The organism is Sedimentimonas flavescens, from assembly GCF_019264375.1.
GTDB lineage: Bacteria > Pseudomonadota > Alphaproteobacteria > Rhodobacterales > Rhodobacteraceae > Rhodobacter > Rhodobacter flavescens.
In genome coordinates this window covers 1-16,630 of record NZ_JAHVAI010000024.1, presented here as the reverse complement: position 1 = coordinate 16,630, position 16,630 = coordinate 1, and the positions used below count along the sequence as shown (strand labels likewise).

Below are 16,630 nucleotides of genomic sequence, written 5' to 3'. Positions count from 1 at the left end.
GGGCCTTGTCGTGGGGACGCGGCTTTAGGAGGTCAGTGAACGGCGCTGCGTTTGCCAGGGCCAAAACTCCTGAGTGGAATGGAGCATGATGCGCAATACCGCGAACGCTCTGAACTGAAGGTTTTGGGCAACGAGGGCCAGCACCGCTCCCACTGGCGGTCGATCACGTCATATGCCGCGAAGGTCGGCTTTTCAGTCAGCCCGCTGAACGACTAGTTAGAGAATTCCGAGTTCGACGACGGCGAGCGGGCCCGAATCCCTAGCGAGACGACTGGAACGATGAACGCTCTAGGGCGGGAGCAATGGGCATTGCGTCGGTCCAACGAGGTTCTTCGTAAAGCATTGGCGTTTTCTTTGATGGTGGAGCGTGAACGCCTGTCGAGGTTGATGCTGTTTTCGACGCGGCTCTGGAATCTTGTAACGTGACCGCGTAATTCTCCAAAATCCGCCTCGGGCAAGAATGCCGTGTTCAAATCGCTCTTAAACGTGATCTGAATGGCTTATATGCCTTCTGTGGGAGAGGTCGAATGCTAACTAACCCATCTTTCTTCTTGCGATGGTGAAAGTGACAAGACAGTGAAGAATCTGAGCCTTGATGCCACCGATATCCGTATCCTGAGTGCTGTTCAGAGTCATGGGCAACTGAGCAAGACGCGCCTGTCCGAGATCGTGAACATTTCGGCGACGCCTTGTTGGGCACGGCTCGATCGGCTCAAGGCGGCAGGTTTTATTAGGGGCTATCACGCTGATATCGCTCTAGAGCGCGTATGCAACTTCACACAGGTAACGGTCACGGTCTCGTTGACCCATCACCGCAGGGCCGATTTCGAACGGTTTGAAGCCTGGGTAATTGGCCATGACGAGATTACCGAATGTATCGCGACAGGTGGCGGCATGGATTACGTAATGAAGGTTGTATGCCCGACCCTAGCGACCTTTCAGGCTTTGATGCAGGCGATGCAGGATGCAGAGCTTGGCGTCGACCGCTACATGACCTACATCGCGACACGCGTCGTCAAAGCGACCCGGCCGAACATCGCGAAACTGGCAGTGCCGGTAACGAGGGACCGGACAGGCTGAGAAATACCGTAACTTGGCATTGTCAGAGCAAATTGGCTTGAGGCGGGCAGGGCGGTCCAATCGCCTCTTGGGATGACCAAGCACTCGCCCTTCCACTACTTTAAAACCAGCCCGGAAATCATCCCCCTGGCGGTCATGATGTGCGTCCGGTTCCCTCTATCGTTGCGCGAGGTCCAGGACCTGCTGCAAGAACGCGGTATCGACATCAGCCATGTATGCATTCCGTTTTTGGTGGAACGGCTTTGGCCCGATGTCCGCCTCCGAGATCCGCGCGCGACGGGCTGAACGGCTGTGATCCGGTCCACAGTGGCGCTGGCACCTCGACGAGGTTTTCGTGAAGATCAACGGCGAGCGCCACTACCTCTGGCGGGCGGTCGATCACGAAGGCGAGGTTCGTGACGAAGGCGCCGGACAACAAGGCGGCCCTTAAATTCTTAAAGAAAACGATACGGAGATATGGCCGGTCCGAGGTGATCGTCACGGATCTGCTGCGATCTTACGGCGCGGTGCTGAAGGTGATCAGCGCTGTAAATCTGCTGCAAGCGAGTCACTGGTTGAACAACCGGGCGGAGAATTCACACTTGCCATTCCGACGATGAGTGCGGGCGATGCAGCGGTTTCGGCGGATGCGAACATTGCAGAAAGTCGTTGCCGCCCACGCCTCGGTATTCAACCATTTCAACTCGGAGCGAAGCTATTACTCCTTGGATCACTTCAAGTCGAACCGCGACGCCGCTCTTGCCGCGTGGCGTGCTCGCTGTGTGGCGTAAGGGCCCGCTCTACGGTTCTTTTAGAGACGAAGTCGAATTCGCCTGGCAGCACCGGTGGCCTACTGCAACGCCGAGCTCCCGCGCTCGGCCCTAGGCTACCGGCCCCCCGCCGTCTTCGCGTCCCAACTTGCGGGAGACCGGCTCGACGAAACAGAAACGTTCCGCGGTGCGCCCATTGCCCTATCAGTGCAACAGCCCCAAACTCAACCGCGGACCCGAGATCCGCTGGATGAATGTCGGGGGTCAAAGCTCCACCATATCTGCAGTGACGGCAACACAGTCGCCCGGCTTCACAAGCCCGGGGAAGTGCCGCGCCAAGAACAGGCCGGGGCGCCGCGCGGCCACTATAACCGGCGCAAGCCCGGTGCGCGAGACGGGGAAGATCCGCGCGATCGGCTGGTCCTTCTCGACCCGATCCCCCAGATCGGCGAGGAAGGTGATCAGCCCGCCATCCTCGGCGAAGGTGAAACAGTCGTCGTCGGGCATGTCGAGCCACTGCGTCGGTTGCGCATCGACCTCGCCCTTCATGACGCCCGAGGCGATCAGCAGATTACGCAGACCGCGCATGGCGATCCCGGCGGTCAGCGCCGATGCCGTGCCGCCACCGCCCAGTTCGGTCGTCACGAACACCTTCCCCATCTCTTCGGCGGCGGTATCATACATGCCCACCGCGTCGATCTCGAGCATCTTGACCGACCAGGGGGCACCGAACGCGCGCACGAGGTCGAAGGCCTGCGCCTCCTGGCGCTTGTCTGGCAGGACATGCGCCGCGCAATATGGCAGGAAATCGAGCGTCTTGCCGCCCGAATGGAAGTCGAGCACGATATCCGCCATCGGCAGAAGCACGCGCTGGAAATAGTCGGCGATCTTCTGGGTCACCGTGCCGTCCGGCCGTCCGGGGAAAGAGCGGTTCAGGTTGCCCCGGTCGATCGGCGAGGTGCGCGTTCCGGCCAGAAAGGCCGGGTAGTTCATCGCTGGGACGATGATGATGCGCCCGCTCACCTCTTCCGTGCGGATGCGCGCTGCCAGATCGAACAGCGCGATCGGCCCCTCGTATTCGTCCCCGTGGTTCGCGCCTGTCAGAAGCGCCGTCGGACCCTCGCCATTGTTGACCACCGTCAGCGGGATCATGACCGAGCCCCATGCAGCATCGTCGCGCGAATAGGGCAGCCGCAGAAAGCCGTGATGCACACCCGGCGCCGCGAAATCCACCGTCGCCGAGATCGGCGACGGGGTAAGTTGTTGCTGGATCAACATCGGCTCAGTCCTTGACGAAGAGTTTGCGGGGCACATTGGCAAGACATTCCACGCCGGTTTCGGTGATCAGGATCGACTCGGTAATCTCGAGCCCCATATCCTCAAGCCAAAGACCGGTCATGAAATGGAAGGTCATGCCCGGTTGCAGCACGGTCTTGTCGCCGGGGCGCAGCGACATGGTGCGCTCGCCCCAGTCAGGCGGATAGCTGACGCCGATGCCGTAGCCCGTGCGGTTATCCTTGATGATCCCGTATTTCGCCAGAACGTCGAAAAACCCTTTGGCTATGTCCTCGCAGGTATTGCCGGGCTTGGCTGCGGCGAGGCCCGCCTCCATGCCTTCAAGCGTTGCCTTCTCCGCATCGAGGAAGGCCTGCGTCGGCTTTCCAAGGAACACCGTGCGCGAGAGCGGCAGGTGATAGCGGTTGTAGCAGCCCGCGATCTCGAAGAATGTGCCCATGCCGCGCTGCATCGGCTTGTCGTCCCAGGTCAGATGCGGCGCCGAGGCATCACGCCCCGAGGGCAGCAGCGGCACGATCGCGGGATAATCGCCGCCGATCCCCTCGGTGCCGCGAATGCCGGCATCATAGATCTCGGCCACCAGATCGCATTTGCGCATGCCCACCTCGATCTTGTCGAGGATGCGTGCGTGCATCTTTTCCACGATCCGCGCGGCATTGCGCATATAGGTGATTTCCTGCGCCGATTTGCAGGCGCGCTGCCAGTTTACCAAGGCGTTGCAATCCGCAAACGTGGCGTTCGGCAGATGCTTCATGAGGCTGGCGAAGGCGGCGGCGGTGAACCAGTAATTGTCCATCTCAACGCCGATGCGCAGCTTGCCCCAGCCCTTGTCGGTCAGGATCTGCGCAAGCAGATCCATCGGGTGGCGCTCTGTCGATTGCACGTAATGGTCGGGATAGCCGATGATATTTTCATGCCCGAGGTACGCCGTCAGCTTCGCGCCGTTCGCGTCCTGTCCGCGGCCATACCAGATCGGCTCGCCATGCGGTGGAACGACCACGCATTGGTGAACGTAGAAGGACCAGCCATCATAACCCGTCAGCCAGTTCATGTTCGACGGATCGGTGACGATCAGCAAATCGACGCCCTTGGCCTCCATGGCCTTGCGGGTCTTGTCGAGGCGCGCGGCATATTCGGCGCGGCTGAATTTTAGTTGCACGTCAGACATATGATGCCTCCTCCGGGCGGTAGCCCCTATGCGTTGAAAACCTGTCCGGCCCCGGCGGCGCGCGCGCGTGTCAGCGCAAGCGCCGCGATGGCGGTATCCTGAATGCCGGTTCCCGTCAGATCGGCGAGTGTGATCTGGCCTGCGCCGGTGCGACCCTCTGCCTGTCCGGCGATAATCTGACCGATCTCGGGGAACATCTGCGCCGCGCGGGCCGCCCCTGCGGCAATCGCATGGTGCAACTCACCCAAAACGCGGGTCTGGCTCAACCGGTCGGCGACGTAATGCGCTACGGCGACCAGGGTGGGGTCGATCTCGTGCTTGTGCTCGGCGTCGGACCCCATCGCGGTCACATGCGCCCCGGCGGGCACATCGGAGCGCCGCAGGATCGGCGCGGTGGCGGGCGTGGTGGTGACGATCAGATCCGCGCCAGCGGTCGCCTCGGAGACGGTCGCGCTGGCGCGTATGGGAAAACCAAGATCAAGCCGCGCGGCCAGCGCCGCCGCGCGCGCGGGATCGCGCGCCCAGATCCGCGCCTCGGCCAGCGGGCGCACAAGCGCCGCCGCGCGCAGCTGCATCTCGGCCTGCATTCCGGCCCCGAGGATCGCGGCGACGCGCGCATCGGGCCGCGCCAGATGCCGTGCGGCAACCGCACCTGCGGCGGCGGTGCGCACATCGGTCAGGTAGCCATTGTCAAGCAACAGCGCCTCGACCAGCCCGGTTCGCGCCGAAAGCACCACCATCATGCCGTTGGTCGAGGGCAGGCCAAGCGCCGGATTGCCAAAAAAGCCGGGGCTGATCTTGATGGCGAAATGCTCGATGCCGGGAACGTAGGCGGTCTTTACATCCACCTCGCCGCGATGCTCCGGGATGTCGAGCCGTAGGATCGGCGGCATGGCCACCGATTTCGTGGCCAGCGCGGCGAAGGCGGCCTCGATGCTGTCGATCGCGGCAAGGTCGAGTGGGACCAACGAGCGCAGATCGGTCTCGGTCAGGATGACGACGGGCGGGCGCTTCATGCCAGAACCTCCTGCGGCAATGCGCCGCTCATGATCTGCGCATGGAGTGCCGCGTCGATATTGGCACCCGTGAGCAGCGCGACGGTGGGGCTCTCGGGGATGATCTTGCCCGCAATGAGCGCGGCGACACCAACCGCCGCCGCCCCCTCGACCGCGTCGCCGGTCACCTTGTGGATATGGCGGATCCCTGCGGCGATCTCGGCTTCATCCAGCAGCACGACCTGATCAAGCAAAGCCTTGCACATCGGATAGGTGAAGCGGTTTGCAAGCCCGATACCGCCGCCAAGCGAGTCGGCAAGCGTCGGTAGTTCTGGAACCTGGACGGGGTGCCCGGCGGTCAGCGACGCCGCCATCGCGGCGCCACGCGCCATGCTGATCCCGACGATGCGCGCATCCGGGTTTGACGCCTTGAGCGCAAGCGCCACTCCCGCCGCCAGCCCGCCGCCGGAAAGCGGCACCAGCAGGGTATGAGCCTCGGGGCAGTCCTCGATGATCTCGAATCCAAGCGTGCCCTGACCCGCGATCACCGCGGCATCGTCGAACGGCGCGATCTCGGACAGGCCCTCGTCGCGGACCGCGCGTGCAACCTCTTGCATCGCCTCGTCCTGGCTGTCGCCGACGATCCGCACCTCGGCGCCAAGCGCGCGCACAGCCGCAACCTTGTTGGCGGGGACAAGCCGGGACAGGCAGACGACCGCCCGCACCCCTTCGCTACGCGCGGCCTGCGCCAGCGCGCGACCGTGGTTCCCGGTCGAGGCGGTGACGACCCCGCGCGCGCGCTGCGCGGGCGTCAGCGAAAGCAGCGCGTTCGTGGCGCCCCGCAGCTTGAAAGCCCCGGTCGTCTGGCGATGTTCAAGCTTGAGGAACACCGGCACGCCGAGTAGCGCGCCAAGCTGCGGATCTTCCACCATCGGCGTGCGCAACACCTTGCCTGCGATGCGGGTGCGCGCGGCGCGGATGTCTTCGGGTTTGACGGTCGCGGGGGCGTTCATGGCGGGCTCACAATGTCATCAGATGACCGGGGGCTGCCGCTGCCGGAAGGCCCAGATGGCGCAGCACGGCCCATGCCGCGGCATAGTTCGACGAGAGCGCGGGGCACCCCGCAGCCGCCTCGATATGCCCGATGACCCCCGCCGCCCGCACGGCGGTACAGGAGATGAAAAGCGCATCCGACCCCGGAGCGGCCGCCTCGGCACCAAGGGCGACGATCTCTTCGGGCGCGATTCGCGCCATCTCGCGGTCATCAGACATGTTGAGGCAGGTGAACCGCGCGATCTCGAAGCCCTCGGCCTCGAAAAGCGCGGCCATCGGCGCCGAGGTATCGACCGTGTAGGGCGTCAGCACCGAAATCCGCCGCGCCCCCATTGCGCGAAGCCCGGCAAGCGTGGCGGAAACCGGCGTGATGACCGGAACTCCGGGCTTGCCGCGCCGGATCGCCGCAGTAACCGCATCATCGCCGATCACGACCGAGGCCGAGGTGCATCCGTAAACTACCGCATCAAGTGCTTCGCCCGGCAGGATACGGGAAGCGGCCTCGGCCAACCCAGGTTCCATTGCGCGCAGGCGCTCGGGGGTGACGGGATTTGCGTATTCGATGCGATTTACATAGATACCCACACCCTGCGGCGCGAGAATGCGCGCAAAGTCCACTTCGGTGGTGTGGTCGGTGGACAGCGCCACAAGCCCGATACGATGCGCAACGGGGCGCGGATCGAGGCGAGGGCTACGCTCTGAGACGCGGATCTGGGTCATTTTGCCATCCTTCCGAAGCGGGCTTCCAGCACGCGCAGGAAGACCACCGACACGAGGCTCATCGCCAGGAAGAACACACCCACGAGCGTCATCGGCTCGATATAGCGATAGTAGGTGTTCGCGACCGATTTCGCCTGGTTCATCAGTTCCAGAACCGTAATGGCCGAAAGCAGCGGTGTCTCCTTGAACATGGCGATCAGGTAGTTCGCCAGTGCGGGGATCATTGGCGGGACGGCCTGTGGCACGATCACATGAACCCAGGTTTGCCGCATCGTGAGGTTGGTGGCGCGGGCGGCCTCCCACTGGCCGCGCGGTACGTTCTCGATCCCCGCGCGGTAAACCTCGGCGGTGTAGGTCGCGTAATGCAGGCCCATCCCGATCACCCCCGCCAGAAGCGCGGGCAGCCGGATGCCGATATCGGGCAGGACATAGAAGATGAAGTAAAGCTGCACCAGCAGCGGCGTGCCGCGAATGAATTCGGACAGCGCGGCGGTGCCCCGCGCCACGGCACGGTTGCCCGAGCGGCGCAGAATGGCGAGCGCCAGCCCCAGCACCGCAGCCACCACAGCGGCCAGCAGGGTCACAAGCAGGGTCAGCTTCAGCCCCGCAAGCAGCGTGGGCATGATCTGCCAGACGAAGGCCCAATCCCATTCCATGGTTTACCTCACCCCGTCGAGGCCGCGGGTGATGCGGGTCTCGATCATGCGGATCGCGCGGCTTAGGGCCAGCGCCATCAGGAAATAGAGAACGAGGATCGTCGCGAAGGGGATCAGCGTCGATCCGGTCTGCGCCCGCACGACCTGCGCCTGAAAGGTCATATCATGCAGCGATATCAGCGAGACGACCGCCGTGCCCTTGAGCAGCTCGATCGCATTATTGCCGAAGGTGGGCAGCATCAGCGGCAGGGCCTGCGGAAAGATGACGTGGCGCATGCGCTGAAACCGCGTCAGGTTGACTGCGATACAGGCCTCATACTGGTCGCGCGGCACCGACAGGATCGCGCCGCGCACCACTTCGGCGGCATAGGCCCCGACATTCAGGCCAAGCGCCATGATGCCCGCCTGTAGCGGCTCAAGCGTGACCCCCGCGAAGGGCAGCACGAAATAGACCCAGAACAGCTGGACGAAGATCGAGGTGCCCCGGAAAAACTCGATATAGGCGGTGGCAAGCCAGCGGATGGCGGCAAAGCGCGACACCCGCCCCAGCCCCGCGATGAAGGCCACGACCAGCGCAAGCGCGCAGCCCATCACGGTAAGCTTCGCCGTCACCAGCGCGCCCTGAAGGATCAGGGAAAGATATCCGCCCCAGTCGCCCATAATCGCTCCGCAGGTCTCAGGAAAGGGGGGGCGGCCCCGAGGCCGCCCGACTTGCTTACTCGCCGCACAGCTTTGCGCGCGAGGTGGACATCGCCGCTGCCGCCGAGAAGCCATAGGGCTCAACGATCTTGGCGAATTCGCCAGATTCCTTCATCTTCGCCAGCTCGACATCGAAGGCATCGCGCAGGGCGGTGTCCTGCTTGCGGAAGGCCGCGCCGTCGCAATAGACCGGCGCCCCTTCGACCGGCGCGAACATTTCGAGGTTCGGATCCTCGGCCTTTTTCATCAGGTCCGAGATCGACAGGACCGGGAGCGAATAGACGTCGATCCGGCCATCCTGAAGCATCTTCAGCCCGGATTGCCCATCGGGCACCACGATCACGCGCTCGCGCGGAACGCCCGCGTCCAGGGCGAGCTTTTCCTCGGTGCCGCCGCCCGGAGCACCGATCTTGGCCTCGGGGTCGGCTGCGATATCGGCGAAGGATTTGAAGCCCTTCGGGTTGCCCGCGGGGAGCAGGAAGGCCTCGGCATCGCACAGTACGGGCTCGGAATAGGCCACCGCGGCGCAACGCTCGGGCTTCATGAAGAGGCCGGCAGTGATGGCATCGAACCGCTTGGCCTGAAGGCCAGGGATCATCGCGCCATATTCCGAAATCGAAGCCACCACATCGCCCACGCCAAGGCGCTTGAAGACCTCGCGTGCGACATCGGGGGCCGCCCCCGAAACCGTGCCATCTGCCGCGACCGCCGTGTAGGGCGGCTCGTTCGCGATTGCGATGCGGGCAAATCCCTGCCCCTTTAGATCCTCGAGCGTATCGGCCTGCGCCGTGATCGCGGAAATGGCAACAAAGGCCGCCGAAAGCATCAGATGTTTCATATTACCTCTCCGTTGTCTGTTGGTTTGCGTCGCTCAGACCCGGTGTCCGGCGGCGATGATCTTGCGCAGGAAGCTCTGCGTGCGCTCTTCCCTCGGGTTCGAGAAGATCTGTTCGGGCGGTCCCTGTTCGACGATCCGGCCCTTGTCGAAGAATAGGACGCGATCGGCAAATTCGTGGGCAAAGCCCATCTCGTGGGTGACAAGCAGCATCGTCATATCGGTCTCTGCCGCGAGGCGCTTCATCACCAGAAGCACCTCTTCGACCAGCTCCGGGTCGAGCGCCGAGGTCACCTCGTCAAACAGCATGATGCGGGGCTGAAGGGCGAGAGCGCGCGCGATCGCGACACGCTGCTTTTGGCCGCCCGACAGCTGCGCGGGGCGCGCATCGGCCTTGTCCGCCAGTCCGACCATCTCAAGCAGTTCCATCGCGCGGGCCTCGGCCTTGGCGCGCGGCGTCCCCTTGGTCAGTATCGGCGCAAGGGTGATGTTCTCAAGCACAGACTTGTGCGGGAACAGGTTGAAGTGCTGAAATACCATGCCGATATGGCTGCGCATCTTGTGCAGATGGGCTTCGTCGGCGGGCACTTCCCGGCCGTTGCGCCGCATGTGGTAAAGCTGATCGCCGCAGATCTCGATATGGCCGTCAGAGATCGATTCAAGCGTCATGAGGATGCGCAGGATCGTCGTCTTGCCCGATCCCGAAGGCCCGATCAGCGCCAGCTTTTCGCCAGGCATCACGTCGAAGCTGAGCCCGTCGAGCACTTTGAACGTGCCGAAGCTTTTCACCAGATTGTCGATGCGGATGATCGGATCGGTCACTTCGGCCCCCTGCGCGGTCTTGCAAGGGCAGATTGACAGGGTTTCAAATCATGTCAATTAAGTAAATTAAATCATGACAATGTTTTTCGGAAACCATGTCATGCCTCCGTCAAATCGTCGGCAGCAACACCTCGGGCTCTTCGCCAAGGATCGCGGAAATGCTGCTCAGCCCGCGGCGCAACTCGTCTTCCGAGGTCGATCCGAGCGAGACGCGCACCGACTCGCGGCGGCCCTTGTCGGTCGCACGGAACGCCTGCCCCGGCGCAACAGCCACACCCCGCGCCCGCGCATGGGCAACAAACCCCTCTTCCTGCCAGGTTTCCGGCAGGCGCAGCCACAGATGCAGGCTTTGCGGATGCGAGCGCAGCCCGACTTCGGGCAGCAGGCTGCGGGCGATCAGGTGGCGCCCGACCAGCGCCTCGCGCTGAGCGGCAATCAGGGCTGTTGCGGTTCCGTCGTCCAGCCAATGGCTGAGCAGCTCTACCAGAGGCGGCGCGGGCATCCAGTTGGTGACCAGGTAGCGGTTAGCAACGGCGGTCGCATAGCGCGACGGCACGGCGAGATAGGCAATCCGAAGCCCCGGCACGGTGATCTTGGTAAAGCCGCAAATATAAAGCGTCCGCTCTGGCGCGAGCGCCGCAATCGGGGGCGGGGCATCCATAACAAGGCGGTTCAGAATGTCGTTTTCGATAATCGCGAGGTCATGCCGACGCGCAATCTCGACCAGCTCTGCACGCCGCTGCGCCCCCATAAGCGCTGCTAGAGGGTTGATCACATTGGGTTGCAGAAAGACTGCACGAATCAGTCCTTTGCGGGCCACTTCGTCCAGCGCGGCGGGAAGCATCCCCTGATCGTCGATCGCAACGCCCTCAAGATGCAGCCCGAGATACTGGCACAGCGGCATCAGGGTGTGATGCGTCAAGGCTTCGGTCGCAAGGCCCGCTCCGGGCGGCACCGTGCCCATGATCGCGGAACTGATTGCGGCTGTCGCGCCTCCGGTGATCGTGATGTTCGCCGCCTCGACCGGCACCCCACCGCGCGCAAGCCAGTGCGCCGCCATCGCGCGATGCATCGGCAGCACTGAGTTGGGTCGGAACGAAAGCGCGGCGGATGCGGTGACGTTTTCGGCCAGCCAGGAAAACCCCTTGCGCATTGCGTCCAGTTGATCCTTCCCGACGACCGGCTTCAGGATCGACAGGTCGATGGTTTCGCCGGGCCGCTCGGGCAGATAGGGTGGACGGGCCTCGCCCCCGGGGCCAAGAACGAAAGACCCCCGGCCGACCTCGCCCGACACCAGACCGCGCCGGATCAGCTCTTCATAGGCGCGGCTGACGGTTTGAACCGATAGAGACAGATCATCGGCCAGCCGACGGTGCGGCGGCAGTCGTGTGCCGACGGCAAGCCGTCCGTCCTCGATTGCACGGGCGAATTGCTCGGCCAGAGACAGATAGGCCGGGCGGCTGATAAGGGTGGGATCTGGGCTCCAGTTTGTCATGATTGAAACCTGCTAAAAATCAGGTCAATTTACAAATGATATTTCGCCGCTGACCGGAGACGTCATGAAACTTGATGCCATCGACCTGCGTATCCTTGAGGCCGTGTCCCGTGACGGTCGCATCACGAAGCTGCGCCTGGCCGAGATCGCGGGCCTTTCGCCGACACCTTGCTGGCTGCGGCTACGCAAGCTGGAGCAGGCCGGGATCATTGCGGGCTATCATGCCCGGATCGAGCCACGAAAGATCGCGCCCTTTACCAGCGTCATCATGGAGGTCAGCCTCGCCAATCATCGGCAGGCGGATTTTGAGCGGTTCGAGCGCGCCGTGACCGCGCGCCCCGAGGTTGCGGCCTGTTGGTCTGTCGGCGGCGGGGTGGACTATTTCCTGCGGGTCGTGGCGCGCGACATCGACGCCTATCAGCGGCTGGTGGACGAGTTGCTTGCCGCCGAAATCGGCATCGAGCGGTATTTCACCTACATCGTCACCCGCACCGTCAAGGATGAACCCGGCTTCCCCGTCGCGCTGCTCGGCTAGAGAGTCTCTCTAGCAAAGGCGCCGAAAATGGTCTGAACCGCGCGCTTTCCCCGCGAATTTGGGCTCTTTCTCCGCGCCGTCCGTGCAAGCCTTGGGAGAACCCGAGGAGGCCCGACATGAACGCCCAGACCCCGCACCCGATCCAGCACGACGCGCTTTCCAGACTGCATGACCGCCGGCTTTTGCGCGGCCTGAGCTATGTGAGCGGCCGCTGGAGCGCGGCCCGCGACGCCGCCGACTTCGCCGTGACCGACCCGGAATCGGGGGCGCTTCTGGCCCGGGTGGCGGCACTTGGCGCGGCCGAAACCGACGCCGCAATCGAGGCGGCCGCCGCGGCTTTCGGCCCCTGGCGCGACCGGCTGCCCGCCGAACGCGCTGCGATGCTGCGCAACTGGGGGCAGCTGATGCGCGACGCGACCGAGGATCTGGCGCTGATCATGACGCTTGAGCAAGGCAAGCCGCTGGCGGAATCGCGCGGCGAGATCGCCTATGCTGCCAGCTTTCTCGACTGGTATGCCTCCGAGGCCGAGCGGGTGAACGCGGAAAGCGTCACCTCGCATCTGCCCCATGCCGAGATGATCGTCCGGCGCGAGGCCTTGGGCCCGGTCGGGATCGTGACGCCGTGGAACTTCCCCTCGGCCATGATCACCCGCAAGGCGGCGGCGGCCCTGGCGGCCGGATGTACCTGCGTGGTGCATCCCTCGGCGGAAACGCCGCTGTCGGCGCTGGCGCTGGCGGAACTGGCCGAGCGCGCGGGCATTCCCGCGGGGGTATTCAACGTGGTGACCGGAGATGCGGCCAAGATCGTCGCTCGGATGTGCGCCGACACCCGGCTGCGCGCAATGTCCTTTACCGGCTCGACCGGGATCGGCCGTTTGATCGCCGCGCAATGTGCGCCGACGATGAAGCGGCTGGTGATGGAACTGGGCGGGCATGCCCCGCTTGTGATCTTCGACGATGCGGATCTGGAGCGCGCGGTGACGATCGCCATGGATGCGAAATTCGCCACTTCGGGGCAGGACTGCCTTGCCGCGAACCGCATCTATGTGCAGCGCGGGATCTACGCAGGCTTCGTTGCGGCCTATGCCGCGCGGATCGCGGCGCTGAAGGTTGGGCCGGGGCTGGCCAGCGACACCGAAATCGGGCCGCTGATGCACGCGCGGGCCGTTGCCAAGGTGGATGCCCAGGTGCGCGATGCCCTGGCCAAGGGCGCGCGCCTCGCCGCCGGGGGCGGCGTGCATCCGGCGGGTGCGCTCTATTACGCGCCCACCCTGCTTGCCGATGTCCCCGACACCGCCGAGATCCTGCGCGAGGAAACCTTCGGCCCCGTGGCTGCCGTGCTGCCCTTCGATACCGAGGCCGAGGTGATCGGTCGCGCCAACGACACCGAATATGGCCTTGTCGCCTATGTCGTGACCGAAAACGGCGCGCGGGCGCTACGGCTGTCACGCGCGCTCGATTTCGGCATGATCGCGGTGAACCGCGTCAAAATCACGGGCGGGCCGATCCCGTTTGGCGGCTGGAAGCAGTCGGGCCTCGGGCGCGAAGGCTCGCGCCACGGGCTCGAAGCCTTCACCGAACTCAAATATCTTTGCATCGACACTGCCGCCTGAGGCGAGAAAGGACCACCATGCTTGACCGTGAGAACGACCTGAACGCCTGGGATCGCGACCATTTCTTCCACCCCTCCACCCATATGGGGATGCATGCCCGCGGCGAGAGCCCGCGCCGCGTCATCGGTAGCGGCGAAGGCGTCTATATCACCGACACCGCTGGCAAACGCTCGCTGGATGCCTTTGCAGGGCTTTACTGCGTCAATGTCGGCTATGGCCGCACCGAGATCGCCGATGCGATCTCGCAGCAGGCGCATGAGCTGGCCTATTACCACGCCTATGTCGGCCACGGCACCGAGGCCTCAATCACGCTGGCCCATATGATCATGGAGCGCGCACCCGCGCATATGAGCCGCGTCTATTTCGGCCTGTCTGGTTCGGACGCGAATGAAACCAACATCAAGCTGATCTGGTATTACAACAACATCCTCGGCCGCCCCGAGAAGAAGAAGATCATCTCGCGCTGGCGTGGCTATCACGGCTCGGGCGTGATGACCGGCTCGCTGACCGGGCTGGAGTTGTTCCACAAGGCCTTTGATCTGCCGCGCGCGCCGATTCTGCATACCGAGGCCCCGTATTACTTCCGCCGCGAGGACCGCTCGATGAGCGAGGAGCAGTTCTCGGCCCATTGCGCGGCCAAGCTGGAGGAAATGATCCTCGCCGAAGGGCCCGACACCGTCGCCGCCTTCATCGGAGAGCCGATCCTGGGCACCGGCGGCATCGTACCCCCGCCCAAGGGCTATTGGGCTGCCATTCAGGCCGTGCTCGAGAAATACGATGTGCTGCTGGTCGCCGATGAGGTCGTCACCGGGTTCGGGCGCCTCGGTTCGATGTTCGGCTCACAGCATTACGGGATGAAGCCCGACCTGATCACCATCGCCAAGGGGCTGACCTCGGCCTATGCGCCGCTCTCGGGGTCGATCGTCAGCGACCGGATGTGGGAGGTTCTGGTGCGCGGCTCGGATCAGCTTGGCCCGATCGGTCACGGTTGGACCTATTCGGCGCATCCGATCTGCGCGGCGGCTGGCGTCGCGAACCTGCGCCTGATCGACGAGCTGAATCTGGTCGAGAACGCAGGCCGGGTCGGCGCCTATTTCCGCAAAGGGCTGGAGGATGCGCTTGGCAGCCATGCCAATGTCGGTGAGGTTCGGGGCGATGGGCTAATGGCCGCGGTCGAATTCGTCGAGGACCGCGATGACCGCAAGTTCTTCGATCCGTCACGCAAGATCGGCCCCGCAATCGCCGCGGCGCTGCTTGATCGTGGCGTGATCGGCCGCGCGATGCCTCAAGGCGATATCCTGGGCTTCGCACCGCCGTTCTGCCTGACCGAGGCTGAAGCCGACACCATCGTCACCGCAGCCGCTTCTGCCGTCGAGGCGGTGCTGGGGCGGGGCTAGTCTCGTCTGCCGGTCCAGTCAGATGAACTTGGCTTGAGGCGAGCAGGGCGGTCACATAGCCTCTTGGGATGACCAAACGCTCGCCCTTTCGCTACTTCAAAACCAGCCCCGAGATCATCCGACTAGCGGTTATGATGTACATCCGCTTCCCACTCTCGCTTCGCAACGTCGAGGAACTGCTGCATGAGCGGGGTATCGATATTTGCCACGAGACGGTCCGATTTTGTTGGCATCGGTTCGGTCCGATGTTCGCCTCGGAGATCCGAAAACGTCGGGTCGAGGGCCTGCGCTCGAGCCACTGGCGGTGGCACTTGGACGAGATGTTCGTGAAGATTAGCGGCGAACGCCACTACCTTTGGCGGGCCGTCGATCACGAGGGCGAGGTTCTCGAGAGCTTCGTAACGAAGAAGCGAGAAAAGAAAGCAGCATTGAAATTCTTGAAGAAATCTCTGAAGCGGCACGGCTCTGCCGATGAATTCGTCACCGACCGTCTGCGCTCCTATGGCGCTGCCTTGTGTGATCTCAGTATCCGCGAGCGCCAGCAGACCGGCCGTTGGATGAATAACAGGGCGGAAAATTCACACTTGCCATTCCGAAGACGTGAGCGCGCGATGCTCCGCTTCCGGAGCCTGCGAACGCTGCAGAAGTTCGCCTCCGTTCACGCCTCCGTCTCGAACCATTTCAACGAGGAACGCTGCCTCTCCAGTCGCTCCCTCTTCAAGGCCAACCGTGCCGCCGCTCTGGCTGAGTGGCGCGGTCTCTGCGCGGCATAAGGGGCAGCTCTACTGCCGTTGTGGAGACTGGTTCGAATTGGTCTGGCAGCACCCTCCTGCTGTTTCGACGACGGGAGCGAGCGATGCTCCGCTTCAAGTGCATGCGAAGTTTGCAGAAATTCGCCTCCAACCACGCCTCAGTCTCAAACCACTTCAATCAGGAACGCCACGTCTACTCTCGCGATGCATTCAAAGCCAATCGAACCGCCGCGCTTGCCGAGTGGCGGCAGCTTTGTTCCGCATAGGTTCAAGGATTCTGCTGCAAACAGAGACTAGTTCGAATTCGTCTGACAGCACCGCCACCCACCCCTATCGATTTCCCTGTTTCGGCGTCTCCGGCGAATTTCGCCCGCGTTTCCGCGGGTTAGCGTCCTGTGTTTCTCTCAGAGACGCCTGCATCTCGCATTGATCTCAGCAAAGCTGCCCTGCGTCTCCGTTGGCCATTGTCGGAGGTTCGGTTTGCCTGTTTTTCTGTGGAAACAGGGAATTAACAGGGTAACTGCGATTTTCCGGTCCGTTCTGGAGGGCAATCGCCCTGAATCATGGCAAGATAACAATGATTTACGGGGCAATTCCCTGCTCGGCGGGAACAGGGAATTAATTCCGGGTGATCAGGGAATAAATTCCGCCAGAACAGGGAAAGAATTGCGCAGAACAGGGATCGGTGTGCTGTGACCCCCGACATTCATCCAGCTGACGCCGGAGTCCGCGGTTGAGTTTGGCGCTGTTGCGCCGCGGGAGCAA

General features: G+C 63.4%; 15 protein-coding genes and 2 pseudogenes. 7 read left to right on the top strand and 10 right to left on the bottom strand.

The window, feature by feature from the left end; all coding sequences use genetic code 11:
• The first annotated feature begins 576 nt into the window (after positions 1-576).
• Together KTQ37_RS15655 and KTQ37_RS15650 are read left to right on the top strand one after the other, a co-directional pair.
• Positions 577-1,080: an Lrp/AsnC family transcriptional regulator gene (locus KTQ37_RS15655; RefSeq protein WP_218631447.1), complete on the top strand. Its 504-nt coding sequence runs from the start codon at positions 577-579 to the stop codon at positions 1,078-1,080.
• 72 nt (positions 1,081-1,152) lie between these two features.
• A pseudogene (locus KTQ37_RS15650) lies at positions 1,153-1,850 on the top strand (IS6 family transposase).
• Positions 1,851-2,093: 243 nt separating this feature from the next.
• Here the strand turns inward: KTQ37_RS15650 and doeB are convergent.
• The 10 genes from doeB to ehuR all read right to left on the bottom strand — a co-directional run bounded on the left by doeB (position 2,094) and on the right by ehuR (position 11,568).
• The gene (gene doeB / locus KTQ37_RS15645; protein ID WP_218631446.1) at positions 2,094-3,107 is read right to left on the bottom strand and encodes a N(2)-acetyl-L-2,4-diaminobutanoate deacetylase DoeB; all 1,014 of its coding nucleotides are present in this window, start codon (positions 3,105-3,107) and stop codon (positions 2,094-2,096) included.
• Between the two features lie 4 nt (positions 3,108-3,111).
• Positions 3,112-4,293, bottom strand: a complete 1,182-nt coding sequence (doeA, locus tag KTQ37_RS15640; RefSeq protein ID WP_218631445.1) for an ectoine hydrolase DoeA — start codon at positions 4,291-4,293, stop codon at positions 3,112-3,114.
• 26 nt (positions 4,294-4,319) lie between these two features.
• Positions 4,320-5,309: an ectoine utilization protein EutC gene (eutC, locus tag KTQ37_RS15635; RefSeq protein WP_218631444.1), complete on the bottom strand. Its 990-nt coding sequence runs from the start codon at positions 5,307-5,309 to the stop codon at positions 4,320-4,322.
• Complete coding sequence (gene eutB, locus KTQ37_RS15630; protein ID WP_218631443.1) at positions 5,306-6,301, bottom strand: hydroxyectoine utilization dehydratase EutB; 996 nt, start codon at positions 6,299-6,301, stop codon at positions 5,306-5,308. Before eutB ends, eutC begins: the two co-directional genes overlap by 4 nt.
• A 7-nt stretch (positions 6,302-6,308) precedes the next feature.
• Positions 6,309-7,061: an ectoine utilization protein EutA gene (eutA, locus tag KTQ37_RS15625; protein WP_218631442.1), complete on the bottom strand. Its 753-nt coding sequence runs from the start codon at positions 7,059-7,061 to the stop codon at positions 6,309-6,311.
• Positions 7,058-7,717, bottom strand: coding sequence for an ectoine/hydroxyectoine ABC transporter permease subunit EhuD (gene ehuD, locus KTQ37_RS15620; RefSeq protein ID WP_218631441.1), 660 nt, complete (start codon positions 7,715-7,717; stop codon positions 7,058-7,060). Before ehuD ends, eutA begins: the two co-directional genes overlap by 4 nt.
• A 3-nt stretch (positions 7,718-7,720) precedes the next feature.
• Complete coding sequence (ehuC, locus tag KTQ37_RS15615) at positions 7,721-8,377, bottom strand: ectoine/hydroxyectoine ABC transporter permease subunit EhuC (RefSeq protein ID WP_218631440.1); 657 nt, start codon at positions 8,375-8,377, stop codon at positions 7,721-7,723.
• A gap of 55 nt (positions 8,378-8,432) precedes the next feature.
• Positions 8,433-9,254, bottom strand: a complete 822-nt coding sequence (ehuB, locus tag KTQ37_RS15610) for an ectoine/hydroxyectoine ABC transporter substrate-binding protein EhuB (RefSeq protein ID WP_218631439.1) — start codon at positions 9,252-9,254, stop codon at positions 8,433-8,435.
• A 33-nt stretch (positions 9,255-9,287) separates the two neighbouring features.
• Positions 9,288-10,073 (bottom strand): ectoine/hydroxyectoine ABC transporter ATP-binding protein EhuA, encoded by a 786-nt coding sequence (gene ehuA / locus KTQ37_RS15605; protein WP_328799746.1) that lies wholly within the window; start codon positions 10,071-10,073, stop codon positions 9,288-9,290.
• Between the two features lie 109 nt (positions 10,074-10,182).
• Positions 10,183-11,568 (bottom strand): MocR-like ectoine utilization transcription factor EhuR, encoded by a 1,386-nt coding sequence (ehuR, locus tag KTQ37_RS15600; RefSeq protein ID WP_218631438.1) that lies wholly within the window; start codon positions 11,566-11,568, stop codon positions 10,183-10,185.
• A 64-nt stretch (positions 11,569-11,632) separates the two neighbouring features.
• Here ehuR and KTQ37_RS15595 point away from each other — a divergent pair, with 64 nt between their 5' ends.
• The 5 genes and pseudogenes from KTQ37_RS15595 to KTQ37_RS16820 form a co-directional block, all read left to right on the top strand.
• Positions 11,633-12,103 carry an Lrp/AsnC family transcriptional regulator gene (locus KTQ37_RS15595; protein ID WP_218631437.1) on the top strand — a complete coding sequence of 157 codons (471 nt, stop codon included), beginning with the start codon at positions 11,633-11,635 and terminating at the stop codon, positions 12,101-12,103.
• A 116-nt stretch (positions 12,104-12,219) separates the two neighbouring features.
• Positions 12,220-13,716 (top strand): NAD-dependent succinate-semialdehyde dehydrogenase, encoded by a 1,497-nt coding sequence (locus tag KTQ37_RS15590; protein ID WP_218631436.1) that lies wholly within the window; start codon positions 12,220-12,222, stop codon positions 13,714-13,716.
• 17 nt (positions 13,717-13,733) lie between these two features.
• Positions 13,734-15,113 (top strand): aspartate aminotransferase family protein, encoded by a 1,380-nt coding sequence (locus KTQ37_RS15585; protein ID WP_218631435.1) that lies wholly within the window; start codon positions 13,734-13,736, stop codon positions 15,111-15,113.
• A gap of 68 nt (positions 15,114-15,181) precedes the next feature.
• Positions 15,182-15,886: an IS6 family transposase gene (locus tag KTQ37_RS15580; protein WP_218631434.1), complete on the top strand. Its 705-nt coding sequence runs from the start codon at positions 15,182-15,184 to the stop codon at positions 15,884-15,886.
• 56 nt (positions 15,887-15,942) lie between these two features.
• A pseudogene (locus tag KTQ37_RS16820) lies at positions 15,943-16,131 on the top strand (IS6 family transposase); the annotation flags it as partial.
• Positions 16,132-16,630 lie beyond the last annotated feature (499 nt).